We start from the raw sequence: 12967 nt of genomic DNA, 5'->3' as shown, positions 1-12967 counted from the left end.
AAAATCAAGGTGATATTAGATGAAAAGACATCAGTTTTCAATGGAAAAAATTCTGGAGTGGCGAATCACTGAAGAAGAGAATGCAAGGAAATCCGTTCTCCATGCCCAAAATCAGATGCAACAGCAGCAACAGCAACTCAGGCATCTGGTTAATGAAAATACGAAATTGAAACATGAACAAATGAAGTTGACGGAGATACACACTTTAAGATATAACCATCACCTCAAAGGTCTGATCGACGAAAAAATAGTCATTCAAAAAAATGCTATCGATCAAGCGCAAAGTGACATGGAGCAGCTTCAAGAAGCGTTGCTACAAGCACACAAAGACCGCAAAATAATGGAAAAATTAAAAGAACGCGAAAGTGTGCAGGTGCTTGCGCAAGTAAAAAGTGAAGAACAAAAGGAGCTTGACGAAATCGCTACCCTACAGTATAAAAAAAGCTACTTTTAAGTCGATATAGTATAGGGTAGGTATTGAAAGGAGGTGAATTGATGATTACAGGTGCATCGTCCGGAATTTCTGCGCAAGTTCTCAATCCGGCTAAGTCATCTGCCACAAAAGCAGACGGTTCAATTTTTGATAATGTTTTATCAGGCATGATCAAAGGCAACGGGCCGTCGACTGATCCGCAAGAAGAAACAACTGTTTCCCTGGAAACGGAGGATCCAGAAGAGGGCACCAATCAGGAAGCAACAGAACAGGCCTATTTGAATTTCTTCCCACACAGAATCCTTCAGGATGGAAAGTCTATGGTATCAGTCAGGAATGTTCCGACAGATGAAAAACCAGAACAGATGGGAGCGTGGCTCGGAAGCATTGCAGAGAATCAGCAAGGGATAACAGCTAAACTTGATTACGCTGTGTCCACAGTACAAGTGCCTGCACGACCGGAAGAGATCGAAGCTGAAACACACCTGAAAAGTTTGCCTCCTTCGGACACGGCTATCACTGCGAGTCCAAGCGGATCGCAAGCGGATGAGCCGGTAGCCATTCCCGAAAGCCTCGGGATAAGGGAATATGGAGAACAAGAGCGCCACCTGACCAAGGGTGATATGCGGAGACAACAAGCTGATTTTTCTTTGGCTGATCCTAAAATCTCCTTAGAACAGAAATCAGGGAATAGCTTGGGGCCCGTTTCTCCCGTAAAAGTAAATGATCTGTTGAAAGATACTTCAGCAATGCCATGGGAAAATAAAATGAGACAAACGGACCGTGCTTTTTCTTTAGTGGAAAGCAGCCCACCTGATGAATCCTTACCAAGATCTCCTGAAAATAATGTAACAGTTGAAGTTGTTCCGGAAGGTAAGCGTGCTGAACGGTCCGCTGAACTGCAAATAAGGGAAACAACTATTCGGCAACCGATAGCTGATAAAGAAGACAATGCAGACACCCCGGAAGCAGCGGCAAAGGCATTGGGCTATAACGAAAACAGAACACCTTTAAATCAAGGACCAATTACTCGTGAACTACCCACAGAGAATGTGTTTGGATCTAAGCCTTCAAAAGTCACTGCATCTCATATCGAAGACATCCAAAAGACGATCGAAATGCAGATAGAAAAAACGCCCGTGTTGGGTACCACAGTCGTGAAAATACTTCTTACTCCCGATAATATCGGGGATATCCATGTGCAGCTGATCAAAACGAAAGACAGCATCACTGCTGTCCTGCATGTCCAGGATGCCGAAACGAAGGGGCTATTGGAGGATCAATTGCCGCTATTGATGGAGCCATTTAAACACAGTGTTTCTGAAAACACGCTATCACTCACTGTAGTTGCAGACGCACGTTTAGCTTTTTCCTTTTCAGAAGGAGCTGATCTAGGACATCGGAAAATGGAACGGCAAGAATCCAAAAAAAGAACATCAAAAGAGAAGACAGAAACAAAACAAAAACCAATGACGAAGCATTCTTCAAGAGGGCTTAGTTTATTGGCATAAAGAGGAGGTGAACATATAGTGGATATCACACCAAATTTTACGATTGGTTCAACGGAACAGATGGTGAGCAATAAGAGTCAAAGCAATTCTGACCTTTCTATGGACGATTTTTTGCAGATCATGGCTGCAGCCATAAAAATGCCTGCCATGTCGGAAGAAGGGGGAAGTAGTGGCGGATCTACAGATTACATGACTCAAATGATTCAATTCAGTACGATGGAACAGTTGAAGGATTTGACTGAATCATTGAACACAACCATGTTGATGACACAACAACAGCAAGCATTAGCAATGATAGGGAAGACCGTTACTGTTACTGGGGAAGCCAGCATCGCCACAGGAGTAGTGGATAAGGTGAAATTTTCAAATGGATTTGCAACGCTGATGATTGGAGGAAAGGACTATTATTTGAATGACATACAGTCGATTGGAGAGTAATCGGATGGACATAAGAGCGAATGCCGACATCAAGAGGGTTGAGCCACTCCAACAGAATAATAAGAAGCAACAAGTTTCGAGAGAGTTCCAAACAATTATGCAAGAGGTGCTGAGCCAAAGTACAGATAACAAAGAGTTGAAGATTTCCAATCATGCTCAAAAACGTCTGGATCAAAGAGGATTCTCATTGGCGGGTGAAGATATGAGTAATCTAAGCCAAGCGATGGATGAGCTGGATGACAAAGGCTCAAAAAATTCTTTATTATTTTATAAAGATATGGCTTTGATTGCAAGCATCGACAATCGCACGATCATCACCGCATTGAATCAAAATGAATTGGACACAGTGATGAACATCGACAGCACAAAATTCATTAAAGATTAAAAAAACGGCTGGACCGATAAGGAAGCCGTACGATCCTTGAATGACCGATAGGATCAATATGTAAACTACTAGGAGGAAATCAAATGTTAAAATCATTATACTCTGGCGTTACAGGTATGAAAAACTTACAAACAAAGATGGATGTAATCTCAAATAATATAGCTAACGTAAACACAACTGGATTTAAGAGTGGAAGGGTACGTTTCGAAGATATGATTAGCCAATCGATTGCAAGTGCCCAAGAAGGTGTAAATGCGAAGCAGGTTGGACTGGGTGTCCAAACTAGTGCCATCGATACAATCATGAATGGAGGATCACTGCAAGCCACAGGCCGGGAACTGGACTTCGGGATTGAAAATGGCGACAGCTCTTTCTTTGTAGTGAGTGGAGATGGAGGAGTCAATAATTATTATACAAGAGATGGTGGCTTCTATCTTGATGCCGAGAATAATTTGGTGACGAGTGCTGGTTACAGTGTTATGGGCGTCAACAACACTGAAGCGGATGGAAATGAGACTCTGGAAAAATTGAGTATACCTGCATATATACAGATTAATACTGACGGATCAATTACAGCATCTGACAGTATACCCGATGGAGCAACAAACGTGTTTGGTTTGAAGAGTCATTCAGTTGACAGTAAAGGTGTTATCACCGGAAATTATGGGAATGGAGAATCCTATGTAATCGGACAAGTCGCACTAGCTAAGTTCTCTAATGCAGCTGGATTGGAAAAATCGGGTGGCAATTTATATGTTGAATCAGCCAACTCTGGTGCTCCAGAACTAGGTTTTCCAGCAGATGATGGTTATGGCGTCATCCGTGCAGGCTTTTTGGAAATGTCAAATGTAGATCTCGCGAATGAGTTTACCGAAATGATCATCGCCAACAGAGCCTATCAAGCTAACTCAAGAAGCATAACGACTTCTGACTCGATGTTGGAAGAGTTATTGGCATTAAAACGCTAAACTTCAAAAAGAAATGAGGAGAGTCCATGATAGCTTTAACCAGTGTTTCAGGCGAGGCGTTTTTTTTGAATTGTGACTTAATTTACCGTATCGACGAAGCGTATGATACGATAATAACCTTGTCCGATGGTCAGCACATTCGTGTGAGTGAACCGGCAACCCTAATAGTGGAGAAAATTGTGGACTATAAAAGGAAAATTTATCTTGCTTTACCGGAGGTTGGAAAATGAAAAAAAATCCAATCCCACCATTGGCTCTTGTCATTGGAGTAGCTTTAATCATCTGGTCCATTAATCAGGGCGGAAGCATGGGTGGGTTTATCGATGTACCCTCTCTAATTATTACATTAGTGGGCTCGTTCTGTGCCTTGCTGATCAGCTTTCCGTTTTCTGATATAAAAAACATTCCAATTATTTTCAAGAAAGTAATCAGCACACCTACAGAAGATAAAAATGATCTGATTGAAAAATTCACAGAACTCTCTCGTTTGTCCCGCAGCAAAGGGATTTTGACTTTGGAACAAGAAATCAGCAAAATTGACAATCTGATTTTACGAGATGGCCTTCAAATGGCGGTGGATGGGATGGATCCTACCGATATCAAAAGTATTCTGGAAATAAAAATTGCAAATATGGAATCAAGGCATGGAGTAGGGCAAGCCATTTTCATCAAGTGGGGAGAGTTGGCTCCTGCATTTGGTATGATCGGAACATTAATCGGTTTAATCAATATGTTAAGCCAATTAAATGATCCCAGCACAATCGGGAGCGGGATGGCAGTGGCTTTGATTACAACCTTCTACGGAAGTTTTTTTGCTAATCTACTGTTTATTCCGATAGCTACCAATCTAAAAATGCAGACTGAAGCCGAGTTGGAAGTATGCGAGATGATTATTGAGGGTATTTTATCTATTCAAGCAGGGCAAAATCCTAGAACAATCGAACAAAAATTGAATGGCTACTTGGATAACAAGCTTGTAAAAAACAAAAAGAAAAATATGAAGACGAACGCTTCTGCTGTTCCAAGCGAGGTAAATTAACATATGAGTAGAAGGCGGAAACGAAGTTCTGAATCAGGTGGTTCTCCGGAATGGATGACAACATTTTCGGATTTGATGACGCTTTTACTGACTTTCTTCATCTTGCTCTACTCGATGTCCAGTGTCAGCAATGACAAGTTCACCCAAGCCGCAGATTCCTTGCAAAATTCCTTTGTAGGATCTGGTCAAAAAAGTATATTGACTGGAGGACAATGGGTTCCTGAGGATGCTGAAAAGGCTGCAACTGTTGATTCAGCCGGCTTGTCGGAAATGGAGGCAGCAGCCATTCAATCGGCAAAAGCAGAGGCTGCTCAGGCTGATTTGCTTACGTCAGATGGTCAAACGATGATTGCAGTGGATCCAGAAGTTATCAAAATGTATCAGGAAGTCAAAGATTTTGTCGAAAAGAATGGATTGTCCGAAGAAATCAGTATGAGTATGGATGCAGATGGTGTCTACATGAACGTGAAGGCAGCAATCTTGTTCACTCCAGGAAGCGCAGTAATAACAGAGAGTGGCACAGCAGCTTTACAAAAAGTAGCAGAATTAATCGGTAATTTTGAAAATAAAGTCGTGATTGAAGGGCATACAGATAATGTTCCACACCACGATACTAAATTTGAAAGTAACTGGGAATTATCGGCTGGCAGAGCCATTGCCGTTCTTAGACATTTGGCTGAACAGCGAAATATAAACCCCACACGTTTATCTGCTGTCGGCTATGGCGAATATAATCCGCTTGTTCCAAATGATACAGCTGAACAGCGTGCTGAAAATCGAAGAGTCAATATTGTGTTGGTTTATGAACCTGAGGGGGCAGAATGATGGATAAAGAAGCACAGTTGCCTAAGAAACAGAGCATTCCAAAGCTCATCCTGATAGCTATAATTTTAGTGGCTCTGATGGTCGGTGGAGGAACGATCGGTTCTTTGATAACGACAGGGAAAGCAAAAGAATGGATCACTAGCTTCAATAAAAAAGAAGTAGAGAGCATACTGGTTCCCCAAGAAGAATTTCTTGTAAATTTGAAATCAAATGATGGCAGTCTGAATGATTTTTTGAAAATAGAAATGTCCGTAGAAACAACTGATGAAGAGAACGGGGCAATTCTGACTGAAAAGGCAGCAATTGTACGAGATGCGATCATCAGTGTGCTTAGAAATAAATCTACTACCAACATTTTCGATGAATCGGAGGGCGTCCTGGTCATCAAACAGGAGATCATTTTGAAAATCAATCAAAGTTTGGGTTCGGAAGTTGCGAGTGATTTATATATTACAAATATTGTCATGCAATAGCAAATTGGAAGGTGTGCGTCAAAGAAATGGAAAATGAACTGCTATACATCGGAAAAAGTTTTATCGTGTTGATTTTTGTTATTTTTGCCATAAATTATCTGTTGAAAATATTAGATCGATTCGTCAATAAGAACGGCAAATACATCACTATGATAGAGCGCATTCCATTAAATCGTACATCTTCTCTTTGTGTCATTAAAGTCTCGGAATCCTATTTTTTGATGAGCTGTACAGATTCAAAGAATGAAATTTTAAAGGAATTGAACATTGAGGACATAAAGGAAGAGAAAACCGTCTTGGATTTATCGCAACATAAAAAATTCCATCCAAAAAGCCCAGTGGTTTTTGAAGAAGTTGATGAGAATATAAGAATTTCACGAAGAGGGATGAGAAAATAGGATGGTGAAAAAAGGGATTGTCACAAGCGGCGTTGGATTGTTATTTCTGACATTTCCTCAAAAAGTTCATGCGGCGGAAATCGTTGACACGGTTCAAAATGCTCTGGGTGGGACATCGGATGCTGTAAAAATGTATGTGTTGATAGGTCTTCTGAGTGTCATACCGGCATTTTTGATATTGACTACGTGTTTTACGCGGATCATCATTGTCTTTTCTTTTTTGAGAAGTTCGTTAGGCACACAGCAAAATCCTCCCAACACTGTCTTGATAGGCTTGGCGGCCTTCTTGACTTTTTTTATCATGAGGCCAGCCTATACGGAAGTTTACCATGAGGCGGCGGTTCCATTGATGGAGGATCAGATCGGCATAGAAGAGTTTTTTTATATAGCAGAAGACCCGATCCGGGACTTTATGCTTAAGCAGACACGTGAGAAGGATCTTACCCTCTTTCTGGATCTGCAGGGGGATGACATGCCAACCAACACCGGAGATGTTAGTTTACTTAGTCTGATTCCTGCTTTTGCAATCAGTGAGTTGCGGACAGCCTTTACGATCGGTTTTTTGATTTTTATTCCATTTTTGGTAATAGACATCGTTGTTGCAAGTATTTTGATGTCCATGGGGATGTTTATGTTGTCGCCGGTAATGATTTCGTTGCCTTTTAAGTTACTCCTTTTCGTTTTGGTGGATGGTTGGTATTTGGTCGTTGAGTCGCTGGTTTTAGGTTTTCAATAGGGGTGCATGAATGTCGATAGAAAAAGTTTTAGATGTTTTGAGAGAAGGCTTCATGACCATCTTGATAGTTGCCGGACCGACGCTGGCCATCGCTTTGGTGGTAGGTTTGATCATCAGTATCATTCAAGCAGCTACGCAGTTGCAGGAACAAACGTTAAGCTTTGTGCCAAAAATATTAGCTGTAATTGGAGCCTTGATCGTATTCGGCAATTTTATGCTGAATGCATTGATCGCTTATACAGAAAAAATATTCGAGTTGATCGCTGGATTGTGATGGGTAAACGATGCTGATTACATTACAGAAACTTATACTGATCTTTATGCGGATAGGTTCTTTCGTTTTTATAAGTAAGGGATTTTCATTCAAAGGTGTACCAACTGTTGTGAAGATTGCCATTTCTTTGGGCTTGAGTTTGCCGGTTTACATCATAATACCCGCCATGGAGTCCGAGCTGGGGTTGGTGCAATTGGCGCTTTTCGCGCTGAAGGAATCGCTGGTCGGCCTGGCGCTAGGCTATATCACAAACCTCTTCTTTTATGCAGTTGAGATAGCAGGCGGCTTTGCTGATTTCCAGGTGGGGTTCTCCATGTCTGCCGTCTTTGATCCTGCGATAGGGGTTCAGGCATCCTACTTCGGGAAAATATATTATTGGATGGCGCTGTCCATCTTCTTTGTTACGGATATGCACCATCATGTCTTGAGGGCGTTGGTATCCGGATTCACTATTTTTCCCATCGAAGAGTTTTCCGTAGGGGATTTTGGAGTGAAAGGGATTGTCACTCTGTTTGCGATGATGTTTGAGATAGCGTTGAATCTCTCAGCGCCTATCGTTATTGCGGCCTTGTTGACGGAAGTCGTTTTGGGAGTGCTCTCTCGGACTGTACCTCAGATAAATGTATTGATGCTTAGTATGCCTTTAAAGATTCTGGTCAGTATGTCACTTATGCTGGTTCTGTTGCCTAATTTAATGGATAGTATGACAGAGATGCTGCCATTGATGGTGAAATACATGACTGAATTTATCCAGTCACTAAGCTGATGAAGAGGTGAACATGTGAGCGAGAAAGATGGAAAGACTGAAAAACCCACCCCCAAAAAGCTGAAGGATGCTCGAAAACGTGGAGAGATAGCCAAAAGCCAAGAATTCAATTCTGCCTTTACTTATATCATGTTCGTGATGTTTGCGATTGCACTATCCACGCATGCCCTTCAATATGGGTATGTTTATCTGAAGAGGGAATTGGCTGTTGACTATGATGTAGGCGGTCTTGAAAATAATCTTAATGATATTGGAATGAAGGCTTTCTTATCCATATTCATCTTAGCGGGCCCTTTCTTAGGGATTGCTTTTATTGGAGCTTTGATTGCAAATATCATCCAAACAGGGTTATTGTTCTCAACAGAAGCCTTAAAATTTAAATTGAGCAGACTGAATCCATTGAGTGGTCTTAAAAATATGTTCAGTAAAAAAGCACTATTCAATTTGGTCAAAAATATTCTCAAGATGATTCTGATTGGATACGTCAGTTATATTTCGTTAGAAAAATCGGGTTATTACATCATCAATGCATCTGCTGTGGGAACCGAAAAACTCTATTTTTTGATTTTGGAACTTGTCAAAGATATCAGTACGAATCTGGCCATCTTATTGTTTCTGTTGGGGATGGTGGATTTCGTCTATCAAAAATATGACTATAAAAAGAATTTGAATATGACCAAACAAGAAATGAAGGATGAGTACAAAGAATCAGAAGGCGATCCTCACATAAAATCATTAAGACGTCAAAAATATAAACAATTTAGTAAGCAAATGCTGAAGGATGTGGAGTCTGCTACTGTCATCATCACAAACCCAACGCATTTGGCAATTGCCGTGCGTTATGATAAAAAACGCGATCAAGTACCCATAGTCGTCGCCAAAGGGGCAGACTATGTGGCAGAAAAAATCAGGGAAGCAGCTTCAAAAAATAATATTCCGATTATGGAGAATAAACCAGTGGCGCGTGCCATGTACCGATCAGTTGAAATCGGCCAGCCGATACCATTGGACTTTTATGAAGCGATAGCTGAGATGATTGCGTTGATTTATCAGATCAATGAAAGCAACAAGAGGAAAATATAAGTGAGAGAAAGAGTGATGTAATGGCTACACAACTAACCAAAAAAAATGGGAATGCTTCAGCGTTTATGGATGTAGGGATTGCAACGTTTGTCGTCCTCATTTTGGCGATGATTATTATTCCATTACCTGCACCACTTCTCGATTTGTTGTTGATTGTGAATCTAGCCTTGTCCATGACGATTCTGTTGTTGACGTTATTCACTAAAAATGTCCTGGAATTCTCTACCTTTCCCACGCTCCTTTTACTGACAACCATGTTCAGGTTGGGATTGAATATTTCTTCAACGCGGTTGGTTCTGACTGAGGGTGATGCTGGGAAGGTTATTGATACATTCGCGAATTTGGTTGCCGGAAATAATATCATAGTCGGTGCCGTCATTTTTATCATCATTTTTATTATTCAAATGATCGTCGTGACGAATGGTGCGAGTCGGGTATCGGAAGTATCCGCACGTTTCACCTTGGATGCGATGCCCGGAAAGCAAATGTCGATCGATTCTGATCTGAATTCCGGCTTGATCAATGAACAGCAAGCGAAACAACGACGCAACGACTTGGAGCGGGAAACACAATTTTTTGGGGCGATGGATGGTGCCAGTAAATTTGTAAAGGGCGATGCTACCGCGGGTATAATTATTACGTTCATCAACTTAATCGGTGGAACGCTCATTTATTCTCTTCAACAAGGCATGCCCATCATGGAAGCGATGAATAAATTCGGGAGATTGACAATCGGTGATGGATTAGTCAGCCAGATCCCTTCCTTACTGATTTCGATCGGTTCAGGGATTTTGGTTACAAGATCGGGAAATGCAAAAACATTTGGAACATCACTGATACCGGAATTGATGTCCAGTTCAAAGGTGCTTTATCTGGTTTCTGCTATTTTACTTGTTTTTGCACTATTGCCAGGTTTTCCGACATTTACCTTTTCAATGATGGCGATACTATTGGGGGGTTCGAGCTATCTTATTCAACAAAATGAAACGAAAGTACAATTTGAGAGAATAACCGAAGAACACCGTGTTCTCGCAGGAGAGCGAATGCTTCAAAATCAATCCGAGGAAGAAACCGTCACTGCGCATCAAGTGGATCCCATTTCCATTGAAATCGGCTATGGTCTGATTGCAATAGCTGATGAATCAAAAGACGATAATTTATTGAACCAAATACATAGCATACGGAAACAGTGCGCTACAGAAGTCGGTATACTGTTGAAGCCGATTCGCATTAAAGATAACCTACAACTGAGTATGAACCAATATGTAATCAAAATTAAAGGGAATGTTTACGCACAAGGCGAGTTATATATGGATCGCTTCTTGATCTTGTCTCCAGGAGATACGGACTTCACTTTTAACGGTATCGCAACCAAAGAACCTTCTTTTGGGTTGGATGCCATGTGGATAACTGGAAATGATCGGGAAATGGCAGATTTGCAAGGGTATACCGTGGTAGATCCCCTCACCGTATTCGTCACACACCTTAAAGAAACCATTTTTCAGCATAGTCAGGAACTGCTCGGCAGGCAAGAAGTGAAGCAACTATTGGAAACGCTGAAAGAAACGCATAACGTTGTCATCGATGAGTTGATACCGGATATCCTTAGATTGGGCGAAGTGCAAAAAGTGCTTCAGAACTTGCTGAAGGAAAATATACCGATCACAGACATGGTTACTGTCTTGGAGACGTTGGCTGACTATGGCACCACGGTAAAAGACATTGAATTACTGACGGAATACGTCCGTCAAGCACTGAAGCAAACCATCGTGAAAAATTATTTGGATGAAAATGCAGTGCTGAATGTCGTTACGATCCATCCAAACACTGAGGAAATGCTCGGTAAAAATATCCAAAAATCTTCTTCGGGGTCGATTCCACTCATTCAAGGAAACAACGTCACAAAATTATTTGACAGCATAAAGAAAATTCATAACAATCTGGAAGCAGAGGGAAGACCGCATGTCCTGCTGGTATCTCCGAAAATAAGACCCTCTTTGAAAAATCTGTTGACATTTAATTTTCCGGAAATAGCTGTATTATCTTTGAATGAAGTTCCGAACGAAATTGCGATAGAATCAGTCGGAACAGTCGAAGACATTACTTTTGATCCTTCATGATAGTTGGTAAAAAAATGAATTTTCAATCACTTGTAGATGGGAGCAGGATATGCAAAATATAGAGGACAGAGAAGCAATCATATTGAAGTACGTGCCTCTAGTCGAAAAAGTGGTCCGACACATCGGATTGAGTAATTCTGATTATGAGAAGAGCGATTTGGTGAATATCGGTGTCATCGGGCTAATGGATGCTATCGACAAATACGATGAAGAAAAGAAAGTGCCTTTTGAAAATTATGCATTTATTCGGATCAAAGGGGCTATAATCGATGAAATCCGTCGCAATGGTCCGGTTTCTCGCACGGGAATGAATAAACTAAAGGAATACAGGCTTGCAGTGGAGTCGCTTCAGCACAGTTTGCAAAGAATGCCCTCTGAAGAAGAGATACGCCAAGAACTTCAGGTTACTGTCAAACAATTAGGTCAGGTATATGATACGGCTTCTTATTTGGCTACACAGTCATTGGAAAAAATGATCTTTAATGATGAAGGCAATGGAGTAGAATTGGGAGATATGATCGTCGATAAGCATGCCATTTCGGTTGAAGAAGAATTGCTGAAGAACGAGCAGATGCAGGCATTGAAAGGCGCAATCGGTCGATTGAAGGAACGCGAGCAATTAGTTTTACAATTGTATTATGTGGAAAAATTACCGCTTAAGGAAATTGCGTACATACTGGAAGTTTCCGTCCCCAGAGTTTCGCAGATCCACGGGAAAATGATATTGAAATTGAAAGAAGAAATGAGGAGGGAAGAACTTGATTAGAAGCTTGGACACAGTTGGCCACCAGTTCAACGTATTGCAGAAAAAGCAAGATAACCTGAGCACAAATATCGCTAATGTGAATACTAGCGGGTACAAATATCAAGAGCTTATCCAAAGTACGACTGAGACCTTTCAATTCGGGAATAATTTAAACGGTCCTATGCTCAATCAGCTTAATCAGATTGATGGACTGAATTTTGGAAACCAGATAGATACAGCTTACCGTAATCTGACTCAGGGCGGTATTAAGAGCACGAATTCAACCAATGATTTTGCTTTAATGGGAGATGCTTTCTTTACAGTTCAGATGCCTAACGGCGAACAGGCAGTTACGCGAAACGGCAACTTTTCTGTGGATTCAACTGGTAATCTGACTACTCAGGAAGGCTACTTGGTGCTTGGCAGAACCCAATCTGGACAAATAACCACCATTCCAGCAGGCAGCGTGCCATTTACTGTCGACCAGACTGGAAGTGTAAATGCTACGGGAGTCAGTTTTTTGCTGACGGATAATGTGGAAGCTGAAAACCTTCAATCGCTTGGAGATACGCTTTTTTCTTATCAGGCAGGGATGACAACAGATGATAACACGCTTGTCCTGCAAAAGTATTTGGAAACTTCCAATGTTGACATGGCAGATCATATGGTCCAAATGATGCAACTAACAAGAGAATTCGAAGCGAATCAAAAAATATTACATGCTTCAGATGAGACATTAAGCAAGGCAGTAAATGAAATCGGAAAAGTGTAAG

At 41.2% G+C, this 12967-nt stretch carries 17 protein-coding genes; all 17 read left to right on the top strand.

Annotated features, from left to right (window positions below):
* The first annotated feature begins 19 nt into the window (after nucleotides 1–19).
* The 17 genes from fliJ (at nucleotide 20) to AC0J5I_RS00950 (ending at nucleotide 12966) form a co-directional block, all read left to right on the top strand.
* The gene (fliJ, locus tag AC0J5I_RS01030; protein WP_475302341.1) at nucleotides 20–454 is read left to right on the top strand and encodes a flagellar export protein FliJ; all 435 of its coding nucleotides are present in this window, start codon (nucleotides 20–22) and stop codon (nucleotides 452–454) included.
* 41 nt (nucleotides 455–495) lie between these two features.
* Nucleotides 496–1944: a flagellar hook-length control protein FliK gene (locus tag AC0J5I_RS01025; RefSeq protein WP_475302337.1), complete on the top strand. Its 1449-nt coding sequence runs from the start codon at nucleotides 496–498 to the stop codon at nucleotides 1942–1944.
* A gap of 18 nt (nucleotides 1945–1962) precedes the next feature.
* Entirely contained in the window at nucleotides 1963–2382 is a 420-nt protein-coding gene (locus AC0J5I_RS01020) for a flagellar hook assembly protein (RefSeq protein WP_475302333.1), read from the top strand.
* A gap of 4 nt (nucleotides 2383–2386) precedes the next feature.
* Nucleotides 2387–2767: a TIGR02530 family flagellar biosynthesis protein gene (locus tag AC0J5I_RS01015; protein ID WP_475302330.1), complete on the top strand. Its 381-nt coding sequence runs from the start codon at nucleotides 2387–2389 to the stop codon at nucleotides 2765–2767.
* Between the two features lie 83 nt (nucleotides 2768–2850).
* Nucleotides 2851–3735, top strand: a complete 885-nt coding sequence (locus tag AC0J5I_RS01010; RefSeq protein ID WP_475302325.1) for a flagellar hook-basal body complex protein — start codon at nucleotides 2851–2853, stop codon at nucleotides 3733–3735.
* A gap of 26 nt (nucleotides 3736–3761) precedes the next feature.
* Entirely contained in the window at nucleotides 3762–3965 is a 204-nt protein-coding gene (locus AC0J5I_RS01005) for a flagellar FlbD family protein (RefSeq protein WP_475302321.1), read from the top strand.
* Nucleotides 3962–4774 carry a motility protein A gene (locus tag AC0J5I_RS01000; RefSeq protein ID WP_475302317.1) on the top strand — a complete coding sequence of 271 codons (813 nt, stop codon included), beginning with the start codon at nucleotides 3962–3964 and terminating at the stop codon, nucleotides 4772–4774. The genes AC0J5I_RS01005 and AC0J5I_RS01000 overlap by 4 nt, the downstream gene beginning before the upstream one ends.
* A gap of 3 nt (nucleotides 4775–4777) precedes the next feature.
* The gene (locus AC0J5I_RS00995) at nucleotides 4778–5599 is read left to right on the top strand and encodes a flagellar motor protein MotB (protein WP_475302313.1); all 822 of its coding nucleotides are present in this window, start codon (nucleotides 4778–4780) and stop codon (nucleotides 5597–5599) included.
* Nucleotides 5599–6072, top strand: a complete 474-nt coding sequence (locus tag AC0J5I_RS00990) for a flagellar basal body-associated FliL family protein (RefSeq protein WP_475302307.1) — start codon at nucleotides 5599–5601, stop codon at nucleotides 6070–6072. The genes AC0J5I_RS00995 and AC0J5I_RS00990 overlap by 1 nt, the downstream gene beginning before the upstream one ends.
* A gap of 26 nt (nucleotides 6073–6098) precedes the next feature.
* Nucleotides 6099–6470, top strand: coding sequence for a flagellar biosynthetic protein FliO (locus AC0J5I_RS00985; RefSeq protein ID WP_475302303.1), 372 nt, complete (start codon nucleotides 6099–6101; stop codon nucleotides 6468–6470).
* A gap of 1 nt (nucleotide 6471) precedes the next feature.
* Nucleotides 6472–7206 carry a flagellar type III secretion system pore protein FliP gene (gene fliP / locus AC0J5I_RS00980; protein ID WP_086628581.1) on the top strand — a complete coding sequence of 245 codons (735 nt, stop codon included), beginning with the start codon at nucleotides 6472–6474 and terminating at the stop codon, nucleotides 7204–7206.
* Between the two features lie 10 nt (nucleotides 7207–7216).
* A complete protein-coding gene (gene fliQ, locus AC0J5I_RS00975) occupies nucleotides 7217–7480 on the top strand; it encodes a flagellar biosynthesis protein FliQ (protein ID WP_086985762.1) in 264 nt (87 codons plus the stop codon).
* 10 nt (nucleotides 7481–7490) lie between these two features.
* Nucleotides 7491–8246 (top strand): flagellar biosynthetic protein FliR, encoded by a 756-nt coding sequence (gene fliR, locus AC0J5I_RS00970; RefSeq protein ID WP_475302293.1) that lies wholly within the window; start codon nucleotides 7491–7493, stop codon nucleotides 8244–8246.
* Between the two features lie 15 nt (nucleotides 8247–8261).
* On the top strand, nucleotides 8262–9329 hold the full coding sequence (gene flhB, locus AC0J5I_RS00965; protein ID WP_475302289.1) for a flagellar biosynthesis protein FlhB: 1068 nt from the start codon (nucleotides 8262–8264) through the stop codon (nucleotides 9327–9329).
* A gap of 20 nt (nucleotides 9330–9349) precedes the next feature.
* Nucleotides 9350–11449 carry a flagellar biosynthesis protein FlhA gene (gene flhA, locus AC0J5I_RS00960; RefSeq protein WP_475302285.1) on the top strand — a complete coding sequence of 700 codons (2100 nt, stop codon included), beginning with the start codon at nucleotides 9350–9352 and terminating at the stop codon, nucleotides 11447–11449.
* A 49-nt stretch (nucleotides 11450–11498) separates the two neighbouring features.
* The gene (locus tag AC0J5I_RS00955; RefSeq protein WP_475302280.1) at nucleotides 11499–12215 is read left to right on the top strand and encodes a sigma-70 family RNA polymerase sigma factor; all 717 of its coding nucleotides are present in this window, start codon (nucleotides 11499–11501) and stop codon (nucleotides 12213–12215) included.
* The gene (locus tag AC0J5I_RS00950) at nucleotides 12208–12966 is read left to right on the top strand and encodes a flagellar hook-basal body protein (protein WP_475302276.1); all 759 of its coding nucleotides are present in this window, start codon (nucleotides 12208–12210) and stop codon (nucleotides 12964–12966) included. Before AC0J5I_RS00955 ends, AC0J5I_RS00950 begins: the two co-directional genes overlap by 8 nt.
* The last annotated feature ends 1 nt before the right edge of the window (nucleotide 12967 follow it).

This window comes from Trichococcus sp. TS_SC_9, from assembly GCF_056156325.1.
This window is presented reverse-complemented; position numbering and strand designations above follow the sequence as displayed.